22 protein-coding genes and 1 pseudogene are annotated in these 23,428 nt (G+C 69.9%); 9 read left to right on the top strand and 14 right to left on the bottom strand.

The window, feature by feature from the left end; all coding sequences use genetic code 11:
- Window positions 1-79: 79 nt before the first annotated feature.
- A complete protein-coding gene (locus ABZY11_RS02990; RefSeq protein WP_356477425.1) occupies window positions 80-757 on the top strand; it encodes an RlpA-like double-psi beta-barrel domain-containing protein in 678 nt (225 codons plus the stop codon).
- 171 nt (window positions 758-928) lie between these two features.
- Here ABZY11_RS02990 and ABZY11_RS02995 read toward each other — a convergent pair whose 3' ends face one another.
- Both ABZY11_RS02995 and ABZY11_RS03000 read right to left on the bottom strand, forming a co-directional pair.
- Entirely contained in the window at window positions 929-1,345 is a 417-nt protein-coding gene (locus tag ABZY11_RS02995; RefSeq protein WP_356477426.1) for an RNHCP domain-containing protein, read from the bottom strand.
- A gap of 39 nt (window positions 1,346-1,384) precedes the next feature.
- Window positions 1,385-1,786 carry an RNHCP domain-containing protein gene (locus ABZY11_RS03000; protein ID WP_356477427.1) on the bottom strand — a complete coding sequence of 134 codons (402 nt, stop codon included), beginning with the start codon at window positions 1,784-1,786 and terminating at the stop codon, window positions 1,385-1,387.
- Window positions 1,787-2,349: 563 nt separating this feature from the next.
- On the opposite strand from ABZY11_RS03000, the gene ABZY11_RS03005 reads away from it, so the two are divergent.
- Window positions 2,350-3,036: a hypothetical protein gene (locus ABZY11_RS03005; protein ID WP_356477428.1), complete on the top strand. Its 687-nt coding sequence runs from the start codon at window positions 2,350-2,352 to the stop codon at window positions 3,034-3,036.
- Window positions 3,037-3,082: 46 nt separating this feature from the next.
- Here the strand turns inward: ABZY11_RS03005 and ABZY11_RS03010 are convergent, their stop codons facing one another.
- The 4 genes from ABZY11_RS03010 to ABZY11_RS03025 all read right to left on the bottom strand — a co-directional run bounded on the left by ABZY11_RS03010 (window position 3,083) and on the right by ABZY11_RS03025 (window position 6,033).
- Window positions 3,083-3,730: an HAD family hydrolase gene (locus tag ABZY11_RS03010; protein ID WP_356477429.1), complete on the bottom strand. Its 648-nt coding sequence runs from the start codon at window positions 3,728-3,730 to the stop codon at window positions 3,083-3,085.
- Entirely contained in the window at window positions 3,727-4,602 is an 876-nt protein-coding gene (locus tag ABZY11_RS03015) for a helix-turn-helix domain-containing protein (protein ID WP_356477430.1), read from the bottom strand. The genes ABZY11_RS03010 and ABZY11_RS03015 overlap by 4 nt, the downstream gene beginning before the upstream one ends.
- A gap of 322 nt (window positions 4,603-4,924) precedes the next feature.
- Window positions 4,925-5,170 (bottom strand): DUF397 domain-containing protein, encoded by a 246-nt coding sequence (locus ABZY11_RS03020; RefSeq protein WP_356477431.1) that lies wholly within the window; start codon window positions 5,168-5,170, stop codon window positions 4,925-4,927.
- On the bottom strand, window positions 5,167-6,033 hold the full coding sequence (locus tag ABZY11_RS03025) for a helix-turn-helix transcriptional regulator (RefSeq protein WP_356477432.1): 867 nt from the start codon (window positions 6,031-6,033) through the stop codon (window positions 5,167-5,169). The genes ABZY11_RS03020 and ABZY11_RS03025 overlap by 4 nt, the downstream gene beginning before the upstream one ends.
- Window positions 6,034-6,167: 134 nt before the next feature.
- Between ABZY11_RS03025 and ABZY11_RS03030 the strand changes: the two genes are divergently transcribed.
- Window positions 6,168-6,587, top strand: coding sequence for an ATP-binding protein (locus ABZY11_RS03030; RefSeq protein ID WP_356477433.1), 420 nt, complete (start codon window positions 6,168-6,170; stop codon window positions 6,585-6,587).
- Window positions 6,588-6,850: 263 nt separating this feature from the next.
- Window positions 6,851-7,441 (top strand): dihydrofolate reductase family protein, encoded by a 591-nt coding sequence (locus tag ABZY11_RS03035; RefSeq protein WP_356477434.1) that lies wholly within the window; start codon window positions 6,851-6,853, stop codon window positions 7,439-7,441.
- Window positions 7,442-7,528: 87 nt separating this feature from the next.
- Here the strand turns inward: ABZY11_RS03035 and ABZY11_RS03040 are convergent.
- Window positions 7,529-7,933 (bottom strand): annotated as a pseudogene (locus tag ABZY11_RS03040) (transposase); the annotation flags it as partial.
- Between the two features lie 89 nt (window positions 7,934-8,022).
- Between ABZY11_RS03040 and ABZY11_RS03045 the strand changes: the two are divergent.
- On the top strand, window positions 8,023-10,605 hold the full coding sequence (locus ABZY11_RS03045; RefSeq protein ID WP_356477435.1) for a bifunctional FO biosynthesis protein CofGH: 2,583 nt from the start codon (window positions 8,023-8,025) through the stop codon (window positions 10,603-10,605).
- A 6-nt stretch (window positions 10,606-10,611) separates the two neighbouring features.
- On the opposite strand, the gene ABZY11_RS03050 is transcribed toward ABZY11_RS03045, so the two are convergent.
- Window positions 10,612-11,091 carry a MerR family transcriptional regulator gene (locus ABZY11_RS03050; protein WP_356477436.1) on the bottom strand — a complete coding sequence of 160 codons (480 nt, stop codon included), beginning with the start codon at window positions 11,089-11,091 and terminating at the stop codon, window positions 10,612-10,614.
- A 90-nt stretch (window positions 11,092-11,181) separates the two neighbouring features.
- On the opposite strand from ABZY11_RS03050, the gene ABZY11_RS03055 reads away from it, so the two are divergent.
- Entirely contained in the window at window positions 11,182-12,462 is a 1,281-nt protein-coding gene (locus ABZY11_RS03055; RefSeq protein ID WP_356477437.1) for an MFS transporter, read from the top strand.
- A gap of 28 nt (window positions 12,463-12,490) precedes the next feature.
- Here ABZY11_RS03055 and ABZY11_RS03060 read toward each other — a convergent pair whose 3' ends face one another.
- Complete coding sequence (locus ABZY11_RS03060; RefSeq protein WP_356477438.1) at window positions 12,491-13,135, bottom strand: dihydrofolate reductase family protein; 645 nt, start codon at window positions 13,133-13,135, stop codon at window positions 12,491-12,493.
- Between the two features lie 207 nt (window positions 13,136-13,342).
- Between ABZY11_RS03060 and ABZY11_RS03065 the strand changes: the two genes are divergently transcribed.
- Complete coding sequence (locus ABZY11_RS03065) at window positions 13,343-14,458, top strand: ADP-ribosylglycohydrolase family protein (RefSeq protein ID WP_356477439.1); 1,116 nt, start codon at window positions 13,343-13,345, stop codon at window positions 14,456-14,458.
- 57 nt (window positions 14,459-14,515) lie between these two features.
- Here the strand turns inward: ABZY11_RS03065 and ABZY11_RS03070 are convergent, their stop codons facing one another.
- The gene (locus tag ABZY11_RS03070) at window positions 14,516-16,105 is read right to left on the bottom strand and encodes a sodium:solute symporter family protein (RefSeq protein ID WP_356477440.1); all 1,590 of its coding nucleotides are present in this window, start codon (window positions 16,103-16,105) and stop codon (window positions 14,516-14,518) included.
- A 351-nt stretch (window positions 16,106-16,456) separates the two neighbouring features.
- Window positions 16,457-17,239: an SDR family oxidoreductase gene (locus ABZY11_RS03075; protein WP_356477441.1), complete on the bottom strand. Its 783-nt coding sequence runs from the start codon at window positions 17,237-17,239 to the stop codon at window positions 16,457-16,459.
- Between the two features lie 80 nt (window positions 17,240-17,319).
- Between ABZY11_RS03075 and ABZY11_RS03080 the strand changes: the two genes are divergently transcribed.
- Window positions 17,320-18,174: a hypothetical protein gene (locus tag ABZY11_RS03080; protein WP_356477442.1), complete on the top strand. Its 855-nt coding sequence runs from the start codon at window positions 17,320-17,322 to the stop codon at window positions 18,172-18,174.
- 128 nt (window positions 18,175-18,302) lie between these two features.
- On the opposite strand, the gene ABZY11_RS03085 is transcribed toward ABZY11_RS03080, so the two are convergent.
- The 3 genes from ABZY11_RS03085 to ABZY11_RS03095 all read right to left on the bottom strand — a co-directional run bounded on the left by ABZY11_RS03085 (window position 18,303) and on the right by ABZY11_RS03095 (window position 20,559).
- On the bottom strand, window positions 18,303-18,509 hold the full coding sequence (locus ABZY11_RS03085; protein ID WP_356477443.1) for a DUF397 domain-containing protein: 207 nt from the start codon (window positions 18,507-18,509) through the stop codon (window positions 18,303-18,305).
- A gap of 206 nt (window positions 18,510-18,715) precedes the next feature.
- A complete protein-coding gene (locus ABZY11_RS03090; RefSeq protein WP_356477444.1) occupies window positions 18,716-19,597 on the bottom strand; it encodes a helix-turn-helix transcriptional regulator in 882 nt (293 codons plus the stop codon).
- A 239-nt stretch (window positions 19,598-19,836) separates the two neighbouring features.
- The gene (locus tag ABZY11_RS03095) at window positions 19,837-20,559 is read right to left on the bottom strand and encodes a GPP34 family phosphoprotein (protein WP_356477445.1); all 723 of its coding nucleotides are present in this window, start codon (window positions 20,557-20,559) and stop codon (window positions 19,837-19,839) included.
- Between the two features lie 180 nt (window positions 20,560-20,739).
- On the opposite strand from ABZY11_RS03095, the gene ABZY11_RS03100 reads away from it, so the two are divergent.
- The gene (locus tag ABZY11_RS03100; protein ID WP_356477446.1) at window positions 20,740-23,211 is read left to right on the top strand and encodes a D-alanyl-D-alanine carboxypeptidase; all 2,472 of its coding nucleotides are present in this window, start codon (window positions 20,740-20,742) and stop codon (window positions 23,209-23,211) included.
- Window positions 23,212-23,428 lie beyond the last annotated feature (217 nt).

Consider the following 23,428-nt stretch of genomic DNA (forward strand, 5'->3'; position numbering starts at 1 on the left):
GTCGGCTCCCGTGGGCCGGCGATCGCGGCGGCGTGGTCGCGAGGAAACTTCATGGCACCCCCCGCCACGAATGCTTCGCATGCGCGCCGTCCGGAATGTGACATTCAGAGAGGGAACGTTGAGAGCAAAGATCACCAAAATCGCGGCCGCCGCAATACTGGCCGTCGGCTCCGCTGCCGGGATCGTCGCCACCGCCTCCGCCTCGGAGGAAACCGACACCCCCGTCCCGGCATTGAGCACTTCAGGGCAACCGGAGGAATCCGCCTCCACTCTGCCCGAGCCGCCCCGTTCCACTCTCGCCCCGGAACCAAGTGGGACAACGGTGCCTCCGGGGCCGGGCAGCACAACGGCGCCGCCCCCGGAGCCGGGCCGGACGACGGCGCCGCCCCCGGAGCAGGCCAAGGAGACACCCCCGGAGCCGGGCCGGACGTCGGGGCCGCCCGCAGAGCCGCCGCCGAGCGGCTACCACGGAAACGCGACGTACTACCAGCCCGGATTGACGGCGTGCGGCATAACGATCACGGACAGTGATTTCGCTGTGGCGCTCGACTCCAGCATGTTCGGATCCGGGTACCCGTCTCCCTCCTGCGGGAAGAAGGTCGAGATCACGCACAACGGAAAGTCCATAACCGCGACGGTCGTTGACCAGAGCCCGGGTGCGGGCAGGTATGGCCTCGATCTGACGCCCGGCGCATACGGGGCGCTCGCTTCCCTCGACCAGGGTTCGATCGACGTCACCTGGCGTTTCGTGGAGTAGTCGCCTCGCTGCCATATTGCTTGAGGGGTGGCAGAGGAAGCAGCGGGAACGTGCTGAAGAAGAGCCCCGCCCTCGCCCTCGGCAGCATCGGCCGGACCCCGTCCGGTCGGTGCGCAACTCGTTTGTCGCCGCTGCCCGAGCCGGGCGGCTCGGGCAGCGGCGACGCCCGCGTCACAGCATGAGCAGCGCCCGTACGGGGACGAGAGTGTCCGACAAGGGGCGTACGGCCATGCGCATCAGCGCAAGGGCGTTGTCGTCCCCCGCGATGCGGTTGGCACTGAGCTCACCGCAGGTCAGGCACTCATGGATGAGCGTCCATTCCCCGTCCTGCCGGACGGACAGGCTGAGCGCCGTCATCCGCCCGCCGCAGTCGGCGGCCCGGTCGCCCGGTATCCGCAGATCGACGTGCAGGCTGGTCAGGCAGTGCGGGCAGTGGTTGCGATGGGCGGTGCCCGGGGCGGTCAGTGGTACGTCGAGCCGGCAGCCGGCGCAACGGAACGCGTCGCCGTGGGCGCCGCCCGGTTTGTGCAGGACGTCCTTCCGTCTCTGCGGGCGGTGCGACGACCGCCGGGGTCCACGTCGTGGCATGGTGGGTCCTCCGTCCGTTCCTCGGTCGCTTCCGGTGGGTCACAGATCGCCGAACGCTTCGAGGGGGAAGGGCGGTTGGGCCAGCGGGCGGACCGCCATCCGCACCAGGATCAGCTGGTTGTCGTCCCCGCAGACCGGGTTCGAGGTCAGCTCGTCGCAGCGGGTGCAGCGGTGGATGACCATCCAGTCACCGGTACGGAGCACCGCGATGGAGATCGGGGTCATACGCGCCCCGCAGTCGGACGGGCCGCCCTCGACGTGGTCGAGGCAGTGCTTCGAGTGCAGGCAGCTGGGGCAGTGGTTGCGACGGCCGCCATCGGGCGCGAGCGTGGCGATGGTCAGCCCGCACCACACGCAGGTGAAGGTATCGGTCCTCAGATAAGCGCTGGGGCCGTGGTGGGAGGACTTGGACGTACGGTGCTGGGGGTTGTCGGTGGACACCCGGGTTTCTCCTTGCCGAAGAGGATGAGCAATGCAGCAGGGAAGTACCGAGCGGCCCTCGGGGGCGGCGGCCGGAGAGGTGTGAGGCGTCGGCCGGGAATCACGTACTGACGGAAAGGAAGCGCGTACCGGTCAGGTTGCGCGGGTCAGTGCGATGCCGCGGGCGCGCGTGCACGCGGCTCCGATCGCCCCGGCGCGGATGAAGACGCGGCGAGGGTGGCTCGGAACTGCTGGCCGGGGCATACATCAACTGCTTTCCAGGGCGAACGCCCATACGTCACCGACGGTCGGCACCGTGGTCGAGGTGCCAGCACCGTAACAACGCACCCCCACCGGATCCAGCGAATATCGGTGGGGACGTGTGCGGGGTGGCCAAGGGCGTGGCACACCGGGGCGCGACGCGACCTGAAAGCCATGGATATGCGTTGAACGCCGTCTTTGTACCCGACCGGTCCTACGGTGTCACGCCCTGGACTTGCCCGAAATGACAGGTATGGGGTCCGTCGGTACGTTCGCCGCAGGTCGGCCGTCCGGCCGGCGTCTCTGAGACGGAGAGAAGTGACATGTCCTCGCGAACCTTCACTGTGGCGGCCGCCGTGGTCAGCACTGCGGTCCTTGCCACCGGCATCACCTATGCCTCGAATGACGGATCCACCCAGGCCGAACCGGCCGCCGAGCGGGCCGAGCAGCCCGCCCACCGGGCCGCCCCGCCCGCCCGGCAGGCCGCCCCCGCACCGGCCCCCGTCGGCAGCGAGAGCGGAACGGAGGCCAAGGGGGACAGGGGCGGCGACCGCGAGGGCTCCGACCGGGGTGGGCGCGGCGACGAGGGCGGCGGCGACCGAGGTGGGCGGGACGACGAGGGAGGCGGCCGGGGCGGGCGGGACGACGAAGGCGGCGACCGGGGCGGGCGCGGCGACGAAGGCGGCGACCGGGGCGGGCGCGACCGCGGCTACGGCGGGAAGAGGGAGGGGAGGATCTTCTTCAACGAGCGGGAGTACGCCGCCTATCCGGGGGGCTGCGTCCCCGCGGCCAGCGGGCTGGGATCGAGCAGCTTCAGCATCTACAACGACAGCCGGCATGCGGTCGAGGTCTTTCGGGGGTTCGCCTGTGACGGCGGTTCTCCGGTCGCCACGGTCGGCCCCTATGGCAGCACCTACGGTGTCGTGACCCCTACCGTCCATGGCGGCGGGTTCATCGAAGACGGCGTCGCGGGCAGCTTCCGGGTGATCGGCTACGGCGAGGAGTGGTGACGGCCCGGCGCACCGCGAGACACGTGAAGCGGTGGGCCGGGAACTCTCAGCCCCCGGACAGCAGCGACGGCAGCTTGCGCATGTCGTCGAAGACCACGGTGTCCGGGCCTTCCAGCCAGTGCGCCGGGGTCAGCCCACCCGCGTAGCCGAAGGCTTGCATCCCGGCCGAACGGGCGGCCTGTACGCCGTACTTGCTGTCCTCGACGACCACACAGTCGGCGGGGTCGACCCCCATCCGCCGGGCCGCGTGAAGAAAGAGATCGGGGGCGGGCTTTCCGCGTGCGACCTCGGTGGCGCTGAAGATGCGTCCCTCGAAGTGCGCGTAGAGCCCGGTGTGGCCCAGGGTGTGGCGCATCTTGTCGTGGCTGCCGCTGGACGCCACGCAGGTGGGGAGCGTGAGGGCGGCCAGCGCTTCGTGAATCCCTTCCACCGCGACGAGTTCGGTCTCGACCGCGTCGTGGTGGAGGTCCTCGAAGCGCTGCTGCCAGGCGGCGGACGTGCCGGGCAGCCGGGCGTCGATCAGCTCCCCGATGGACTTGTTCGACCTGCCCACGAACTTCTCGACGACCTCCTCCGCCGTCAGCGGCCACCCCAGCTCGGTGCCCACCTGGACCTGGATGCGTACGGCGATGCGCTCGCTGTCGACGAGCACGCCGTCGCAGTCGAATATGACGAGTTCAGGAGCAGTGATCATCCGCTCAGGATAGGGACCGAGGAGCGTGGATCGTCGGCCGCTTCTTCTCGGCAGTCGCGGCAGTTGCCCGGGGTGGAGGAGCGGAAGGCCCGGTCGCAGCGGTCGCAGTTCTGGAGCAGGACCGTGGGGTGCTCCGGGGTCGGCGGGGGCGGGAGGAGAGCGGTGAGGCGGTATCGGAGGAGTTTCGCGGGGCGCTTGAGGGGCTGGGGCAGATCGTGGGTGAGGGCGTGCCGGAGAGCGGCGGGCGTGGCACCGCGCTCGAACCAGGTGGCGGCGGCGGGGGCGAGCAGGACGACGTCCTTCTCGGTGAGGGTGATCTCGGCCGCGTGCCGGTGGAGATCGGTGAGCAGCGCGGTGGCGGCGCGGAGGTACTGGGGGAGCGGGTTGCGGGGCTGGGGGAGCGGCGGGGGCGGGGGAGCGGGCGGGGGCGTTGCGGCCACGGGGTCGGGGACGAGTGCCTGGCGGCGAGGCTTGGGCGTCGGGGCCGGGCGCCGTTGCGCGGTGCCGGTCGGCTGGTTGTAGGAGCAAGTACGGGTGACCACACGCCCGTTGGGGAGGCGCTCGCGGGTACGGCTCAGGTATCCGTGGGCCTCCAGTTCGCGTAACGCGGCGGCGATACGGGCCTCGCTGTCGGGAAACCGCTCGGCCAGCGTCTTGATGCCGATCCGCGCCCCGGCGGGAAGCGACTGGATGTACGTCGAGAGCCCGATCGCGAGCAGGGAGAGCTCGCGGTGCTGGGCGAGGTGGTTGCCGATGACGGTGAAGCGGCTGGTGTGCCGGGTGTTGACGTGCATGACACCGGACGTCGGCGTGGCGCCCCCGCGAACGGGAGACACGGCGCGCGAGGGCGCGCTAACCTGCTGTGTATCCATCGGGAAGCCCTGACTTCCTTGGTGGTCAGGCCCTCGTTCGGGATCGTGACTCCCGGCCGGGGGCCGACGCATGTTTGGGGGTTGGTGCCGCGAGCATATGCCAGCGAACAACTCCGAAATCCAGCTCAGTTGGTGAACCTCACCCGTGCGAGTGACGGGCTCCTGTACGTGGCTGGGGGAAGGGTTGGGTTGGGGAAGTTTCTTCTTCCCAAAGCCTTTAAAAGCCTTTTTACGTCGGGGTCCGCCGCGTCGCGGTCAGCCGGGTCGCGGCGCACCGGGTCGCGGCTGTCGCGATCCGGTGCGGGGCGCGGACCTGGGGCGATCAGCCCTGACGTGCGTACGTGACGAACGCGGACCAGGCGCCGGGGGCGACGTCGAGGTGGGGGCCCTGGGTGTTCTTGGAGTCGCGGATGTGGATGGTGGTGGGGCAGGTTGCTACCTCGACGCACTCGCCGCCATCACCGCTGCTGTAGCTGCTCTTGCGCCAGTCGTAGGCGACCTCGATGCAGTTGCCGCCTTCGCCGTCGCTGTGGCTGCTCTTGAACCATTGCAGTTGCTCGGTGTTCATAGCTCTCCCAGCATCTTCTCGATCAGCATCAGGGACTCCCTCGGGGTGAGAGCCTGCGCTCGGATGATCCCATAGCGCTCGCTGAAGACGCGGACCTCCTCGGAGTCCGTGATCAGCCGTGGATGTCCATAGAGCTCCGTGTAAACCGCTTGCTGCCGCCCCTTGGGGGTGATCAGCGTGAACGTGCCGCCAATCGCGGCGTGTTCCTCGCGATGCGTCGGCATGACCTGGATCTCCACCGTCCGCAGCCTTCCGATGTGCATGAGCCGTTGCAACTGCTCTGCGTGGACGGCCCCGCCTCCGATTGGGCGCCGCAACACGGCCTCTTCCAGTACGTAGCTGAAGGTCGGCGCAGGCCAGCGCTCGAAGATCTGTTGCCGAGCCAGCCGGTCTGCGACCCGTTTCTCGATGGTCGCCTCGTCCAGCAACGGGCGGCGCTGCGTGAAGACGGCCCGCGCGTACGCCTCCGTCTGCAGCAGGCCGGGCACGACCTGGGCGCTGTACTCGTGCAACGCGGCCGCATCCGCCTCCACCCGCGCGTAGTTCCGGAACCAGTCCGGATGACGGGTACGCGCCCGCGTCAGCGCCTCCCGCACTTCGTCGACGGCGGCGCACAGCACCCCACCCGCATCAAGGAGCGGGTCCACGCGGATCAGGAACTCCGGCTGCGGCGTACGTACGCCCCGTTCCATCGCCGAGATCAGGTCTTCCCCGCAGTGGGCCGCGAGGCCCAGGTCCTTCTGGCTCAGGCCCGCGCGTTCGCGCAGCACCTTGATCTGTTTGCCCAGCGCTTTGAAGAGGTGCGCCGTTCCATCCGATTCGGCCGGCCGCTCCGGCCTTTCCTCGCGTTCCGCGTTCGCCATCTGCCCCGCACCGCTCTCTGTTCGCCCGGTCACGGCCGACGCCCCGCACGGCCGACAGGGCGTGCCCGTACAGCTACTCGGCGTCGTGGTGTCACTGCTGGTCAGCGTACGAGCAACCGGACACGCTGAGTCACATGAACGCCGAAATCACCCTTGTGGGCGCCGAGTTCGTCCAACGTTTCAGCGCCACCCGTCGGGGCGCGCGGCTCGCCCGTCGGCTGGCGGTGCACCAACTCGACGCGTGGGGTGTGCCGTACGGGAGTGGGCTCTCCGACGATGTCGCGTTGATCGTGTCGGAGCTGGCGGCCAACGCGGTGCTGCACGGGCTGGTGCCGGGGCGGGACTTCGAACTGCGGCTCGTCGCCCTCGCGGGCACGCTCCGTATCGAAGTGTCGGACGCGAGGGGCGAACGGGGGCCGGAGGTCCGGCTCTCTCGCCCCGGCGCGGAATCGGGGTTCGGCCTGCACCTGGTCGGGGCCCTGGCGACGTCGTGGGGCGTGAAGGACCGGGTCGTGGGCAAGACGGTGTGGGCGGAGCTGGCCACGACCCGGTGAAGGTCAGTCGAGGCGGCCGGTGTGGATCACGATGATGACGACCGCAGCCTCCGCGATCCGGCGTGCTCGCCTCAGGTGATCAGACGTGTCAACTTTGCTCCAGGCCAAGTCGTGCACGGACCTGGTCATGCGGGGCGGCTTCCGCCAGGCCGTTTCTTTAGGATCAACGCACTGCCCAACAGGAGGGTGTCTGCGCGACCGATGAGTTCCGCTCCTGTGTGCGGTCAACATCGGTGAGTCAAGCACACAGATGGGAGCAGCACATGGGACAGCTGGCCGTGGTCAACTTCGTATCGCTGGACGGCGTCATGCAATCGGTCCTCTCGGCCGACGAGGACCGGGACGGTGGGTTCGATCAAGGCGGCTGGGTGCTGCCTTATGTCGACGAGGCGGTGGAGCGGTTCATGAGCGAGGCCACGGCTAGTGCCGGAGCCCTGCTCCTGGGCCGCAGGACGTACGAGATCTTCGCCGCCACGTGGCCGCATGCCGACATGAACGACCCCGCGGTGGCCGCAATGAACGCGATGCCCAAGTACGTGGCTTCCCACACGCTCAGGGACCTGACGTGGGCGAACTCCACCCTCCTCGGCGCTGATCTGGCGGAGGAGGTCAGCCGTATCAAGGCCGCATCCGAGACCGAGACGGTGGTGCTCGGCAGCGGAGGGCTGCTCGGAACCCTGATCGAGTACGACCTCGTCGACGAGTACCGGCTGCTGGTCTTTCCTCTCGTCCTGGGTAGCGGGAAGCAGCTCTTCGCCGATGGCAAGAGCCCTCACTGCCTGACGCTTACCGCCACGCAGCCGACACCGTCCGGCGTCTTGATCAACACGTACCGCCGCCGCGCTGAAGGTTGAGGGCCCTCTTTCGGATCATCGTGCGGACCGGAGGAAGATGTCGGCAAGGTGAAGTCCGGCCAGGTGGATGGTGGCGTTCTTGTCGTAACGGTTGGCCTGCTGGTCAGCCGGGACTCGGACGACAGCGCGGATTCCGCGTCTGCGTAGATGCTGCCGGATCGCGCGTGAATCGCGCGTGATGGGGTGCGCCTTGTCGGCGAGGACCGCTTCCGGCGTGGTTCTGGGACGTCCAACGGCGGTCGGGACATGCAGGTGGCCCATGACCTGAGAGAAGGTGGGTGCATCCCCGGCCCGGCCCGCAGTGAGGACGAATGTCGGCGGCCGGCACCGTCCGTCGGAGGCGAGGGTGGACCTTTGTGGTCAGCCCGCCGCGGGAGCGTCCGAAGGCATGGTCGAGCGGCTCGCCGACCGGCGCCCCTTTTGACGGGGCCCGGCGGCGTGCTGGTGTGCACGCACGACAGTCGGGTCGACCGCGACGGCCCAGTCCAGATCGCCCTCGGCGGCAGCCCCGACCGGCCCAGTGGTCGTGCCCGGCAGATGCCCTGGTCCCGGGCGCGGGCCCCGCTCGTATGCTCGGGTTCATGACCGATCCTCAGCGCGGACGTCCGACGACCAATTCCATGCGGCGTGCCCTCAAGCGGGCCCGTGACGGTGTCGCTCTCGATGTGGCCGAGGCCGCCGTCCTGCTCCAGGCGCGGGGCGAGGATCTGACGGATCTCGCCGCTTCGGCCGCCCGGGTGCGTGACGCCGGTCTCGACGCCGCGGGGCGGCCGGGTGTGATCACGTACTCCCGCAAGGTCTTCATCCCGCTCACCCGGCTCTGCCGCGACAAGTGCCACTACTGCACCTTCGTCACCGTGCCCGGCAAGCTGCGGCGCGAGGGGCACGGGATGTTCCTGTCGCCCGACGAGGTGCTGGACATCGCCCGCAAGGGCGCGGCCATGGGGTGCAAGGAAGCGTTGTTCACGCTCGGGGACCGGCCGGAGGACCGCTGGCCCGAGGCGCGGGAGTGGCTGGAGGCCGAGGGGTACGACGACACCCTCGCGTACGTACGCGCCATGGCGATCCGGGTGCTCGAAGAGACCGGGCTGCTCCCGCACCTCAACCCGGGCGTGCTGAGCTGGACCGATCTTCAGCGGCTCAAGCCCGTCGCGCCGTCCATGGGCATGATGCTGGAGACGACGGCCACCCGGCTGTGGTCCGAGCCGGGCGGCCCGCACCACGGCTCCCCGGACAAGGAGCCGGCCGTGCGGCTGCGGGTGCTGGAGGACGCGGGGCGCTCCAACGTCCCGTTCACCACCGGCATCCTGATCGGTATCGGCGAGTCGTACGAGGAGCGCGCCGACTCCCTCTTCGAGCTGCGCAGGACCGCCCGCGCCTACCACGGCATCCAGGAAATCATCGTCCAGAACTTCCGCGCCAAGCCGGACACCGCGATGCGCGGCATGCCGGACGCCGAGCTGGAGGAGCTGGCAGCCGCCATCGCCGTGGCCCGGCACATCCTCGGACCGTCCGCCCGCATCCAGGCCCCGCCGAACCTCGTCGACGCGGAGTACGCTCTGCTCATCGGCGCCGGGATCGACGACTGGGGCGGCGTCTCGCCGCTCACGCCCGACCATGTGAACCCCGAGCGCCCCTGGCCGCACATCGATGAACTCGCCGCGAAGACCGCCGAGTCGGGGTTCGCACTGCGTGAACGGCTCACCATCTACCCGGAGTTCATCCGGCGCGGCGAGCCGTGGCTCGACCCCCGACTCCTCCCGCACGTCCGCGCGCTGGCCGACCCGGAGACGGGGCTCGCCCGCGAGGGTGCCCTGCCTGCCGGGCTGCCCTGGCAGGAGCCCGACGAGGAGTTCGGCGCCACCGGCCGCACCGACCTGCACCGCACCATCGACACCGAGGGCCGCACCGGGGACCGTCGTGAGGACTTCGACGAGGTGTACGGGGACTGGGAGGCGCTGCGCGAGGCCGCCGTGCCAGGCATGGTCCCGTCCAGGATCGACGGCGATGTGCGCGAAGCACTGAGCCAGGCGGCCGATGATCCGACGAAGCTCACCGACGAGCAGGCGCTGGCCCTGCTCCACGCGGACGGCCCGGCGCTCGACGAACTGTGCCGGATCGCGGACACGTTGCGCCGCGACGTGGTCGGCGACGACGTCACGTACATCGTCACCAGGAACATCAACTTCACCAACGTCTGCTACACCGGCTGCCGGTTCTGCGCCTTCGCGCAGCGGCGCACCGACGCCGACGCGTACACCCTCTCCCTGGACCAGGTCGCCGACCGGGCCGCGCAGGCCTGGGACGTCGGCGCGGTCGAGGTCTGCATGCAGGGCGGCATCCACCCGGACCTGCCCGGCACCGCGTACTTCGACATCGCGCGGGCGGTGCGCGAGCGCGTCCCCGGCATCCATGTGCACGCCTTCTCGCCCATGGAGGTCGTCAACGGCGCCACCCGCACCGGCATGTCCATCCGGGACTGGCTGATCGCCGCGAAGGAGGCCGGGCTCGGCTCGATCCCCGGCACGGCGGCCGAGATCCTGGACGACGAGGTCCGCTGGGTCCTCACCAAGGGCAAGCTGCCGACCGCGACCTGGCTGGAGGTCATCAGGACCGCCCACGAGGTGGGTCTGCGCTCGTCCTCGACGATGATGTACGGGCACGTCGACCAGCCCCGCCACTGGCTCGGCCACCTGCGGACGCTGGCCCGGCTCCAGCAGGAGACCGGCGGGTTCACGGAGTTCGTGACTCTGCCCTTCATCCACACCAACGCGCCGGTCTATCTCGCGGGCATCGCCCGCCCCGGCCCGACCGACCGCGACAACCGGGCCGTCACCGCCATGGCCCGGCTGCTGCTGCACCCGCACATCACCAACATCCAGACCAGCTGGGTCAAGCTCGGCACGGAGGGCGCGGCCGAGATGCTCCGCTCGGGCGCCAACGACCTGGGCGGCACGCTGATGGAGGAGACCATCTCCCGGATGGCCGGCTCCGGTTACGGCTCGTACCGCTCGGTCCAGGACCTGATCGCCATCGCGGAACTCGCGGGGCGCCCGGCGAAGCCGCGTACGACGCTGTACGGGGAGGTCCCTCAGGAGCGGGTGTCGGCGGCGGCGGCGTCCGACGGGCACCTTCCGGAGCTGCTTCCCGTGCTGCCGGACTGAGGCGGCTCAGGAGGCGGGGGCGACCGGCCCGGGAGAGGTGTCCGGGCCGGGCGGGGGCCAGAAGTCCGTCATGTGCGGCGTTCCGTCGAGGGCGGCGTCGACCCGGCCCCGGATGTAGCCGCCGGTCATGGGGCAGTCCAGGGCCTTGTCGGTGCGGCAGCCGAGCATGTGGGTGAGGACGGTCACGGCGCGTTCGAGCTTCGAGATCTGGTCGAGCATCGCGTCCCGCTGGGAGGCGATGAGGGTGAGCCGGTCCGCGACGTGCTCGCTGTCGACGATCGCGCTCGTCTCCGCGAGCGTGAGCAGGCCGTCCTCGTGCCAGAGCTGTGCGTACGCGAGCCCGGCCAGATCCTCGCGGGTGTAGTGGCGGACCCGGCCCCGGCGCTCGCTGTGCCGGACGAGGCCGCGCTCCTCGTAGAAGCGGAGGGCGGCCACCGAGATCCCGAACGCCTCCGCGACCTCGCTGATCGAGTACAGGTCCTTCATGGGCACCTCCGGCCGACGCCCGCTCTTGCGCTCAAGTTTACTTGAGCGTGAACGCTGAAGGGGTAGGTCGTCCACCTCAGGAAGGTCCCCGTGCCCGTGCCCGCCCCTGTTCCCGTCCCCGCCGCCACCCGGTCGTCCGGTGCGCCCGATCCGGCTCCGCCGCGCCCCGCCCGCAAAGGTCCAGCCACCGCCGCGATGCTGGTCGTCGGCTTCGTCCTGCTCAGCCTCAACACGCGGGTGGCCTTCGGACAGCTGGGGCCGCTCGCCCCGGTGGCCGGGTTCGGAACCGGGTCCCTCACCCTGCTCGGCCTGCTGCCGCCGCTCTGCATGGGCCTGTTCGCCCCGCTCGCGGCCACCGCACGACGACGGCTCGGCGAGGAGCGCGGCCTGTTCTGGGCAAGCGCGCTCCTGCTCGTCGGGGCGATCGTCCGTGTACTCGGCCTGCCCGGCCTGTTCATCGGAACCGTGCTCGTCAGCATCGCGACGGCCGTCGTGAACGTACTGATCCCGGTGTTCGTGCGCAGCCGGTTCGCCCCGCGCAGGGTCGGCGTGATGATGGGGGTCTACGCGCTGTCCATGGGGGCCGGTTCCGCGCTCGTCGCCGCCCTGATGGTCCCCGTCTGGCAGGCGTCCGGGCACTCCTGGCAGACCGCGATCGGGCTCGCCGTCGTCCCGGCGGCCCTGGCGGCGCTCGGCATCGCCCCCCAACTGCGGCACGCCGAGCGCGGCATGGGGCCGGACCCGGTGCGCGTGGGCGTCTTCGGCGGCAGGGGCAGCGGCGGCGGTGGCGGCAGGGGGCTGGCGTGGAGCCTGATCATCTTCTTCGGCCTGCAGACCCTGCTCTTCTACACCACCCTCGCCTGGCTGCCCGCGATCCTCGTGGACGCCGGGGTCGCCAAGGGGACGGCGGGGGGCATGCAGTCCCTCTTCATCCTCGGCGTCGCGATCGGCGGCTTCCTCACGCCGGTCCTGGCCGCCCCCCGGGCCGACCAGCGCCCCCACCTCTTCGCGGTCATCCTGATCTGCGCGCTCGGCTACGCCGGCCTGCTCGCCGCCCCCGCGAGCGCCCCCGCGATCTGGTCGCTCGTGCTCGGCATCGGCCTCGGGGGCGGCCAGGCGGTGGCCGGAGTCCTGTACGTGAAGCGGGGCCGGGACCACGACCACGTCGCCGCGCTGTCCACGGTGGCTCAGACGGGCGGCTACCTCCTTGCCGCCGCCGGGCCGGTCACCGCGTCCGTACTGCACGCCGTCACGGACACCTGGACCGTGCCCCTCCTCGCCTTCATGGGCGTGCTGCTGCTGAGTACCGTGGCGAGCCTGCGCGCGGGGCACGACCGGCCGACCGGCCCGGCCCCCGCGGGCAGGTCCTAGACCGCCGTCCGCGACGGTCGCCCTCGTGTCACTTCCGCCAGAACAGGTGGTGCGTCACGCCGCTCGGGCTGGGCACGACATCGAGGTGGAAACGGTCGAGCAGTTCGTCGGGCGACTTCCAGAGCCGTGACCCGGATCCGAGCTCCACCGGCGAGACCGCCACATGCATGGTGTCGACGAGGTCGGCGTCGAGGAACTCCCGGATGGTGGTGGCCCCGCCGCCGAGCCGGACGTCCTTGCCCTGCGCGGCTTCCCGCGCCTGTTCGAGGACCGTGGCCGGGTCGGCGTCGACGAAGTGGAAGGTGGTGTCGGAGAGCGTGAACGAGGGGCGCGTGTGGTGGGTCATCACGAACACCGGGGTGCGGAACGGGGGCTCGTCGCCCCACCAGCCGCGCCAGTCGAGGTTCTCCCAGGGACCGCGCTGGGGCCCGAACTTGTTGCGGCCCATGATCTCGGCGCCGATATTGCGTGCGTAGTCCCGCGTGAGGTAGTCGTCGAGGCCGCGGCTGCCGCCGGGGTCGGTGCGCATCGGCCAGCTCGCGGTGGCCCCGGCCCAGGAGAACATGGCCCCGGGATCGGCGTCGCCGAACGGACGCTCCAGACTCTGGTTCTCGCCGGCGCCGAAGCCGTCGCTCGAAACGTTGAAGTTCTGGACTCTCAGCAGCTGAGACACGTGTTTCCTCCGGTGTTCGTCGGTAATGGTGAGACTCCCCCGGCCCGGCAAACTCATCGCCGCAACCCGCCGGTATTTTTCTGCCGGCCAACTGCGCACATAACCACGCGTACCCGATTCCGTGACCTCTACCGACGGTTCCTGTTCGATTACAGTGCTGCGCAGTCGCAGGCAGGCCGGATTTCGGGCCGGCGGGGGAGGGGCACGGTGAGCACAGGGACCACGGCTGTGTGGGGCCGTGCCGAGCAGCAGGACTTCCGCAGCCGGGTGCGCGGCGCACTGCTGGGCGGGGCCATCGGGGACGCGCTCGGGGCCGGGGTGGACGGGCTCACGCTCGAAGAGATCCGGGCGGTCCACGGCGCCGACGCCCTCACCGACCTGGTGCCCGTGCACGGCCGACGCGGCACCGTCACCGCCGTCACCCAGCTCACCCTCTTCACCGTCGACGGGCTGATCCGCGCCCAGGTCCGCCGGGACACCGGGGCCTGGCACCCGCCCACCGATGTGCACCGGGCGCATCTGCGGTGGGCGGCCACCCAGCACGACTGGGGGCCCGACGAACGCCGCAAGGACAACGGCTGGCTCGCCCAGCAGGAGTGGCTGTACGTCCGCCGCAGCCCCACCCGGGAATGCCTGACGGGACTCGGCGACACCACCATGGGCACCCTCGACCAGCCCAAGAACCCCCAGGCGCAGGACTCGGCGGCCCTCACCCGGTCCGTACCGTTCGGGCTGCTCGTCGGCTGGGAGCCGCAGCTCGTCCTCCAGCTCGCCGTCGAGTGCGCCGCCCAGACCCACGGCCACCCCACCGCCCTGCTCTCCGCGGGCGCCCTCGCCGTCATGGTGCACGGCCTGGCCCGCGGCGAGACCCTGGACGGCTCCGTACAGCACGCGCTGGCCCTGCTCACCGAGCGCCCGGGGCACGAACCGGTCACCGAGGCGCTGAAGCAGGCCCTCGGCACCGTGCGCCAGGGCATCCCGGGACCCGCCCTGATCGAGTCGCTGGGAGCCACGGACGCCGCGGAGGAGGTCCTCGCCGTCGCCGTGTACTGCGCGCTGGTCGGCGAGGACATACGGCACGGGCTGCGGCTGGCCGTCAACCACGGCGGGCCGTCCTCGGCCACCGGAGCCCTGTGCGGGGCGCTGCTCGGCGCGCTGCACGGCGAGACCGCGCTGCCGCCCGCCTGGCTGGCCGAACTGGAGGGCCGGGCAACGGTGTTGGAGCTGGCGGACGACTTCGCCATGGAGATGACGCAGGGGCCGGCCCTGCACGGCCCGTCGGCCGCCGCACCGGGCTGGCTGGCCCGCTACCCGCGCGCCTGAACCCTCGTACGGGGGTGTGGGTACGGGACGCGGCGGCGCCCCGTAACCCGCCGGACGTCAGTCCTTCGCGCCCTCGGCAACGGCCGCGTCCCCGGAGCCGGACTGCGCCGGAACACTCGCTCCGGCCGCCGCGCCACCACCGTCACCGTCACCGTCGCCGTCCGAGTTGATCTTCTCGATGATCGCGTCGCGCTCCGGGGTGTCCTCGGGTTTGACGAAGCCGATCACGATGTAGAGGACCAGCGAGATCGCCAGCGGCAGGGCCACCTGGTACTGGAGCGCGACGTCCGTCTTCACCGAACCGTCGAGGTCGTAGTTGGTGAAGTAGAACGCCAGCAGCCCCGCCGCCCAGCTGACGAGCGCCGCCGTCGGGCCCGACCTGCGGAACCTGCGCAGCAGGCCGAGCATGAACGGAATCGCGATCGGGCCCATCAGACCGGCGACCCACTTGATGACGACGGAGATGATGTCCTTGAACGTCGGCGAGTCGATCTGGGTGGCGAGCGCCATCGACAGACCGAGGAAGCCGAGCGTGGACAGCCGCGCCGCCAGCAGACCGGCCCGGCTGCCCCAGCTGCGCGCCGACCTGGAGAGGACCGGGGCGATGTCCCGGGTGAAGACCGCCGAGATGGCGTTGGCGTCCGAGGAGCACATGGCCATCGTGTGCGAGAAGAAACCGACGACGACCAGGCCCAGCAGGCCGTGCGGCAGCAGCTGTTCGGTCATCAGGGCGTAGCTGTCCGAGGCGTCCGGCTTCTGCGCGTGGACCAGCAGCGGGGCGCACCACATAGGGAAGAACAGGACCGTGGGCCAGACCAGCCACAGCACGGCGGAGAGCCGGGCCGAACGCTTCGCGGCGGCGGCGGAATCCGTGGCCATGTAGCGCTGCGCCTGGTTCCACATGCCGCCGTTGTACTCGAAGGTCTTGATGAAGAGGTAGGCCAGCAGAAAGGTCACGGTGTACGGCCCGGCCGTCGGGTCCGTATGCCCCTCGGGCAGCTTGTCCCAGACCGTCCACAGGGTGCTGACACCGTCGAGCTCGCTCATGGCGGTGACGAGCATCGCGACACCGGCGAGGAGCTGGATGACGAACTGGCCCAGCTCCGTGAGCGCGTCCGCCCACAGGCCGCCGACCGTGCAGTAGACGGCGGTGATGCAGCCGGTGATGAAGATGCCCTGGGTGATCGAGATGCCCGTGAACACGGACAGGAGAGTGGCGATGGCCGCCCACTTGGCGCCGACGTCCACGATCTTCAGCAGCAGCCCGGACCAGGCGAGCGCCTGCTGCGTCGGGATGTTGTAGCGGTTCTTCAGGTATTCGAGCGGCGAGGCGACATGCAGCCGCGAGCGCAGCCGGTTGAGCCGGGGAGCGAAGATCTGGGCGCCGATGCCGATGCCGATGGCGATCGGCAGCGACCAGGTGACGAACGACGTGACGCCGTACTGGTACGCGATGCCCGCGTAACCGGTGAACATCACCGCGCTGTAGCCGGACATGTGGTGCGAGATGCCGGACAGCCACCACGGCATCTTGCCGTCGGCCGTGAAGAAGTCACTGACGTTGTCCACGCGCTTGTGGGACCAGAGCCCGATCGCGACCATCACGCCGAAGTAGCCGATGAGCACGACCCAGTCGAGACTGTTCATGTGCCCCCTCCTGGGGTCCGCCTTGTGAACGGGGTGCGCGCTTCGTCAGTACGGCCGTTCAGCGGGGCCCCGTGCGGGAGCGGGGACATCGGGGATTGAACCGCCTGTCCGGTATCGCGGTCAAGGTTTTGGCGGTCAGGGATGTGAACGCAGATCAGTAAGTCGAACGATTTTGCTTGCTCTCGACTTACGCGGTCGTTGTCGCCGACGTGACGGCGGACACACGATGAGCGGGCACTTCGTCAGGAACGCCGAAGAGCGCAGAAGAGCGCGGAAGAGCGCAGAGAACCGCACGGGATGCGGGTCCCGTGCGGCGGAGGAGGAGAGGGGGCGCTGTCGCAGGAGGCGGGGCTATCGCATCAGCTCGCCCGCGTTGACCAGGAGCGACTGCCCGGTGATCGCCCGCGCCCGGTCCGAGGCCAGGAAAGCGGCGGCCTCGGCGACATCGCCGTCGGTGGCCGGTTCCGGGAGCGCCATGCGTTCGGTGAGCCTGCCCAGCACCTCGGCCTCGGGCACCCCTTCGCCGTGCGCCGTGAACCGCACGTACGCCTGCACCGGCGGCCCCCACATCCAGCCCGGCAGCACCGTGTTCACCCTGATCCGGTGCGGGCCCAGCTCCTGCGCCATGGAGTACATGGCCGAGGTCAGTGCCCCCTTCGAGGCCGCGTACGCCGCCTGCCGGACCTGCGTCGGTGCGGCCACCGAGGACTGCGTACCGATGATCACCACCGAGCCGCCGCGCTCCTTGAGGCCGGGCAGGCAGGCGCGGGTCATCCGCAGCGTGCCGAGCAGATTGACGTCGATCACCGACTGCCAGGTGGCGAAGTCGGCATCCTCGACCCCGCCGAAGTAGCTGTCCCGGGCGGCGACATGGACCACCGCGTCGATCCGCCCGAACCGTTCCAGTGCCAGCGCGGCGAGCGCCTCGCACTGCGCCTCGTCGGTGATGTCGGTGACCAGCCGGGCCGTGTGCCCGCCGTCCGGGTCGATCTCCGCGGCCGACTTGGCGAGATTCGCGGCGGTGCGCGCCCCGAGCACCGCGTTTCCGCCGTCCCGCACGACCGCGGCCGCGACCCGGTGCCCGAGCCCGGCGCCCACCCCGGACACGATGACGGTCTTCCCCGCGAGCAACATCGGCGGCCTCCCGGCTCTGGCAGTACGTCTGACGGGGCGTCAGGGTAGGACGCCGCTGCGGAGTACGGAAGGGGAACGGCATGAGCGACGAGACGCGGAGCGACACGTACGCCGAACTGGCCGCGCTGGGGCCGTACGGCGTCCATCCCGGCCATGCGCTGATCACCATGGTCGAACCGCACCCGGGCCATGAGTACGCGTACAACCGCTGGTACGAGGACGACCACTACTACGCGGGCGCGATGGCGATGCCCTGGATGTTCGCCGGGCGGCGCTGGGTGGCCACCCGGGAACTCCAGGAGCTGCGCTACCCGGAGGTGTCCGCCGTCGCGCAGCCCGTCACAGCCGGCTGCTATCTGTCGACGTACTGGGTGACGGACGGGCGCTACGACGACCACATGAGGTGGACCGTCGGCATCAACCGGAGGCTCAACCGGGACGGCCGGGTCCACCAGGCCCGCACCCATGTGTTCACCGCGTTCCAGGACCACGAGGCGACGGTCTACCGGGACGGTGCGGCGGGGCCCCGGGACTTCCATGCCCTCGACCATCCCTACCGGGGGCTGGTCCTCGAAGTGATCGACGCGGAAGGGGGTGGCGCCGAAGGGGCCGGGACGCGGGGCGAGTTGCTGGAGTGGCTGCGCTCGCGGCATCTGCCGAAGCGGCTGGCCGGGTCGCCGGCGGCGATGGTGACCGTCTTCCGTCCCACGCCACTGCCGGGTGACCGGATGAGCTATGTGAAACAGGTCGAGGGAGTCGACACCCGGCTGACCCTGCTGTGGTTCCTCCAGGAGGACCCCGGGGAGTGCTGGGCCGAGCACTTCACCGGGCTCGACGCGGCGGTCGCGGAATCCGGTCTGGGGCGGGTGGAGCTGGTGGCCCCGTTCATCCCGACGGTGCCGGGCACCGATCTGTACGTCGATCGGTTGCGCTGAGCGCCTGCGGTCGCCCGGCTGCCCGTCGGGTCGGGCATCGAGCCCCCTCGGCCAGGACGGCGGACCAGTCGAGAGGGCTGACAGCGGCACCGAATCCGGCGCCGAGATGCGAACGGGAAAGACCTCGGTCAGGCGTTGATGGAACCCCTGCCGACATCACGTACGAATGCGTTCCACGCGGCGGGGACGAACGTGATCGAAGGACCCTCGGGGGCCTTCGAGTCGCGCACCGCAATTGCCTGCGTGATGGGGGACTTGACTTCGACGCAGGCGCCGTTGCCCCCGGAATACGAGGACTTCGTCCACTTGTCCGTAGCACCTTGACGAATGGCCATGTTCACTCCGGTTCAAAGAGTCGCGTGAATGAAACCAACAGCGTTCCGGTTGGTGTGATCGACGCTACTCGCCAAGCTCCTTGAGTGAAGGGGGTGTTCACTCGACCGAGTGGTATGTACCAAGTGGATCTTCCGCTCGGGGCGGGCGGCGGTGTACCTTACCGCCGCCCCTCCCGTGGCAACGCTTCATTATCCGCATTCCGGACTCAGTGGTCCGCTCGGTCGATGCTGCGCCGGGTGTAGTCCTTCACGATGTCGGTGATGAAGTGCCGGGTCTGTTCCACATTCAGCGCCTGGGCCCGCAGGTGCTCGTACATGACGCTGTACCGCTGCACATCATTGGCTTTCTCCAGATAGAGATCGCTGGTGACGCCCTCGATATAAACGACACTGGAGTCGGCGGCGTCCGGGAATTCCAGAATGGCGTACTGCCCGTTGATACCGGGGTGTGCGCCCATGTCGAACGGCAGCACCTGCACGGTCACATGCGGCAGTTGGGACAGCTCGACCAGTTGCTCCAGCTGCTCGATCATCACCTGCTTGCTGCCGACCATCCGGCGCAGCGCCGACTCGTCGATGACCGCCCACAGCCGCAGCGGATGCTCGGGATCGGTGATCCGGTCCTGGCGGCGGGCCCGGACGCTGACGCGCTTGTCGATGTCGCTCGGCGGGGCCTCCGGCAGCGCTCCGTTGATCAGCGCCTCGGCGTAGCCCCGGGTCTGCAACAGGCCCGGGACCACCTGGGGTTCGTACACCCGCAGTGATTCGGCGTCCGTCTCCAGACCGATGTAGACGCTGTACGGGATGTCGCCGAAGGCGTGCCACCAGCCCTGCTGGCGGGAGTCCTTGGCCATCTGCATGAGCGAGTCGACGATCCGGTGGTCCTCGACCTCGTACACCCCGCAGAGGTCGCGGACGTCACGCTGGCTGATGGAACGGCGACCGTTCTCCAGGCGGCTGATCTTCGACTGCGAGACCAGCAGCCGCTCCGCCACCTCCTCGGCCGTCATGCCCTTGAGCTCGCGCAGGCGGCGCAATTCCTGGCCCAACCGGCGTCGTCTGACGGTGGGATTGACGTTGGACGGCACGGAAACGGCACCTCCGGCTATGTAGCTGTGCGTATCTACTGCTCAGCAGATTGCCACCCCTGCCCCCGACCGCGCTGGAAAACGGCCACACACAAGCGCGCGGGGCAGCCGTGATTTCCGGCTGCCCCGCGCTTGGTGCGGCTCCCGAACCGGGTCATGGGACGACGGTGCGGCGGTATTCGGTTGGTGCTGCCGTGCTGCCGTGCTGCGGTGCGTGCGACCCCGGGCGTGGTGTGCGCCTAGTGGGCCGCGGTGTGCGCCATGCTGCTGCGGCGTGACTGCGACTGCACTTGCGGTTGCAACGGAACTCCGGCCGCCTGGTTGCGGCGCGGCTGTGCGACCGCCCCGTTCTGAACGTCCATCACGGCGTGCGCCACGAGTCCGCCCATGGGGTCGTGCCTGATCAGGTCCCGGAGCCGGGAGCGTGATGAACGCCCCTCGTTCCCGGGATAAAGGTGCTTGCCGAGTCCGACCGCGTGGGCCAGCGCGGCGAGCGCCGCGGTCCGCGGGTCCGGCGGTACGCCGGTGCGGATCGCACTGTCCAGCCTGGCTCTGATGTCCCGGCTGATTGCCGTGTCCGTCGCCTGGTAGCGAGTTGTCGGCAGCACTCCGCACATCTGGCCCGCCACGGCATGCACCATGCCGCACCGCCCCAGATGAGCGAGGTAGATCTGACGCAGCCCCAGCCGGGGCCCGCCAATCCAGTGGACCGCCCGAACCGGGCTGCCGCGTCGCCGCAGCAGTTCCAGTGCGGAGTCCAGAGTCGGATCTCCTGTCGGCCGTGGCATCACCACGGCGATACGATCCCCGTCAGGGGCTATCCGTCCTGCCAGAGCCAGCTCCACTAGCTGAGCTCCGGCGAGGCCGAGGTCGAGCGACTGCGGCTGCGCTGTGGTACCCGTGGTCGGGTCCAGAGCGAGCAGCAGAAGCTCCTCCGGAATTGTTCTGCGGCTCCTGCCCATCCATGCCTCCCCGCGTGGATGAATGACAGGGTGACCCCTCTCACATTGGTCTGTCGAGAGTGCCTGGGTGCTTTGTAAGGGAACCAGTAGGTATGTCGTTCTCGTCTAGCAGCCGGGCCGGTGGTTCACACGGGACACTGGTAGATGGTTCGGACAGCGCGGGGGTGTCCCCCGTGCCGCATGGAGGAGGCATCGGTGGCGGGCGAGTCCCCCGACAAGTCGGAGCAGCAGAAGTCGTCGGGGACGGCTCGGAGCGAAAGCGATCCGCGGCTCGCCGTTTTCCGTGAACCGTCCGCCGATGACGCGGTCGCCGGAAAGACGGACACGGCCACGGCCATCTTCAGTACGGGACCGGTCGCCGGGGACGGCGAGGCAGCGGAGTCGGACACGGCCACGGCCGTCTTCCGCACGATGCCGTCCGGGGACGGCGAGAGCGGCGAGGACAGCGCGGACGGTGCCGGCTCGGAGGCCGAGGGCTCCGGCGGCGCTGTGGGCGCCGAGGAGGCCGCCGGGGCCGGGAAGGGTGCCGAGGCTCCGGAGGAGGCGCCTGAGGCGCCTGAGACCCCGGAGGGTGTGGATGCGGCCGGGTCCGCTGAGTCTGCTGAGCCCACTGAGGCCTCGGAGGGTGCGGATGCGGCTGAGCCGGCCGGCGATGCCGACGCCGATGATGACGGCGATGACGATGCGGAGAGCGCGTCGGCGGATGCCGTAGCGGACGAGGAGGGAGCGGCGAAGGCCGCCGAGGACTCCGAGGCCGCCGAGAGCTCCGAAGCCTCTGAAGGCTCCGAGGAGGGCGATGCGCGGCTGCGTGCGGCCGTCGCTGCCTGGGTGTCGAAGGACGACGACGCGGACGACGAGGGCGCGAAGGACGACGACGACGCGAAGACCGCCACGTCGGAGGACGGGGCTGCGGACGACGCGGACGAGGACGCGGACGACGTAACTCCGGGAACGCCTGCCGCGCCGGCCGAGGATGATGCCGATGCCGATGCCGAGGTGTCCGACGACAAGGCCCCCTCCGCCGAGGAGAAGAAGGCTGTCGCTGGGGGCGACGGCGACGGCGACAGCGGCGACGCCGCCGCCGAGGACGAGCGCGGGATCGATCAGCCGACCGCCATCTTCAGGGCGCCCGCCGCACCCAAGGTCGACCAGCCGACGACCGCGCTGAAGATCCCCCCGCTCGATCCGAAGCCCGAGTCCGCCGCCGAGCGGACCAGCAAGTTCGTACCGCTGCGCGGCGACGACGTACGGCAGGCGCCCGCGCCCCGTAAGCCCGAGGTGCCCGCCGCCTCCGCCGCGAGGCCCGGTACGCCGCCTCCCGCCGCGCTGTCCGGCGCCGAGCGGACCACGCAGCAGCCGATGCCGCCCAAGCCGCCGCTCGACCTGCTGGCCGAGCTGACGAACACGCCTCCGCCCCCGGAGACGCCGGTTCGCACCGCCGTCCGCCGGGTCAAGATCTGGACCCCGCTGGTCCTGCTCCTGCTGATCGTCTTTGCGATCGCGCAGACGGTACGTCCACTGCCCACGCCCACCCTGGCGCTCTCCGCGGACCCCACGTACACCTTCGGTGGCGGGAAGCTGGACATGCCGTGGCCCGGCGAGGGGCAGGGTGCGGTCGAGGTCGAGGGCGTCGGTTCGCTCGGCACGTACGGCAACCAGAAGGCTGCGCCGATCGCGAGCGTCGCGAAGATCATGACCGCGTACGTGATCCTCAAGGACCACCCGATCACCGGTAAGCAGAACGGTGGCCTGATCGAGGTCGACAAGAAGGCGGGAGAGGAAGCCAACCGCCCGGACGAGTCGACCGCGCCGATCAAGGAAGGGCAGAAGTACACGCAGCGCCAGATGCTGCAGCTGCTGATGATCCCCTCCGGGAACAACGTGGCGCGGCTGCTCGCTCGCTGGGATGCCAAGACCGAGGATGCCTTCGTCGAGCGGATGAACGCGGCGGCCAAGGACCTCGGCATGACGGACTCGACGTACACGGACCCGAGCGGTCTGGAGTCCTCCACCAGGTCCACGCCCGCCGATCAGCTCAAGCTGGCCAAGGCGGTCATGCAGAACGACGTCTTCCGCGAGATCGTGAACATGCCCCAGGCCGACATCCCAGGCATCGGCAAGACCATCTACAACAACAATGTGATCCTGCTGGAGCCCGGGGTGAGCGGTATCAAGACCGGTTCCTCGACTCCGGCCGGCGGCAACCTGGTCTGGGCGGCCGACACGATCATCGACGGCAAGAGCCGCCGGATCGTCGGCGCGGTGATGGGGGCCCAGTTGGACGGCACCCTGGACGCCAAGCTGCAGCGAGCCATACAGAACAGTCTGAAGCTGATCAAGGCCGCTCAGAAGGGCGTCGTTTCCGCTGCTGTCGTCAAGAAGGGCGATGTCGTCGGGTATGTCGACAACGGACTCGGTGGCCGGACCCCCGTGGTTTCCACCAAGGACCTCAAGGCGATCGGCTGGGGCGGGCTCACCGTGAGTCTCAAGATCGGAGCGGGCGACAAGCCGATCCCGCACTCCGCGAAGGCGGGCACCACGGTCGGTGAGGTGACGGTCGGCACGGGTACCGGCAAGGTCTCGGCTCCGGTCACGCTCCAGTCGGAGATGACGGAGCCGACCTTCGGGGACAAGCTGACCCGGATCGGCTGAGCCGGATCGGCTGAGCCGGATCGCCTGACCCGGTTCGTCCGACCGGGATCGTCCGACCCGTTCGGACGGCCCGGTTCGGCCGACCGGGCCGACGGGGAACGGCCCGATGGCCGGAACGACCTGATGAAGAAGGGGGTGCCGATCCCGGCACCCCCTTCCGTACTGCGTACGTGTTAGCGTCCCGAGGCAACTCGATGACGCCGGGACGGCGTCCTCA

The organism is Streptomyces sp. NPDC006510, from assembly GCF_040611955.1.
Classification (GTDB): domain Bacteria; phylum Actinomycetota; class Actinomycetes; order Streptomycetales; family Streptomycetaceae; genus Streptomyces.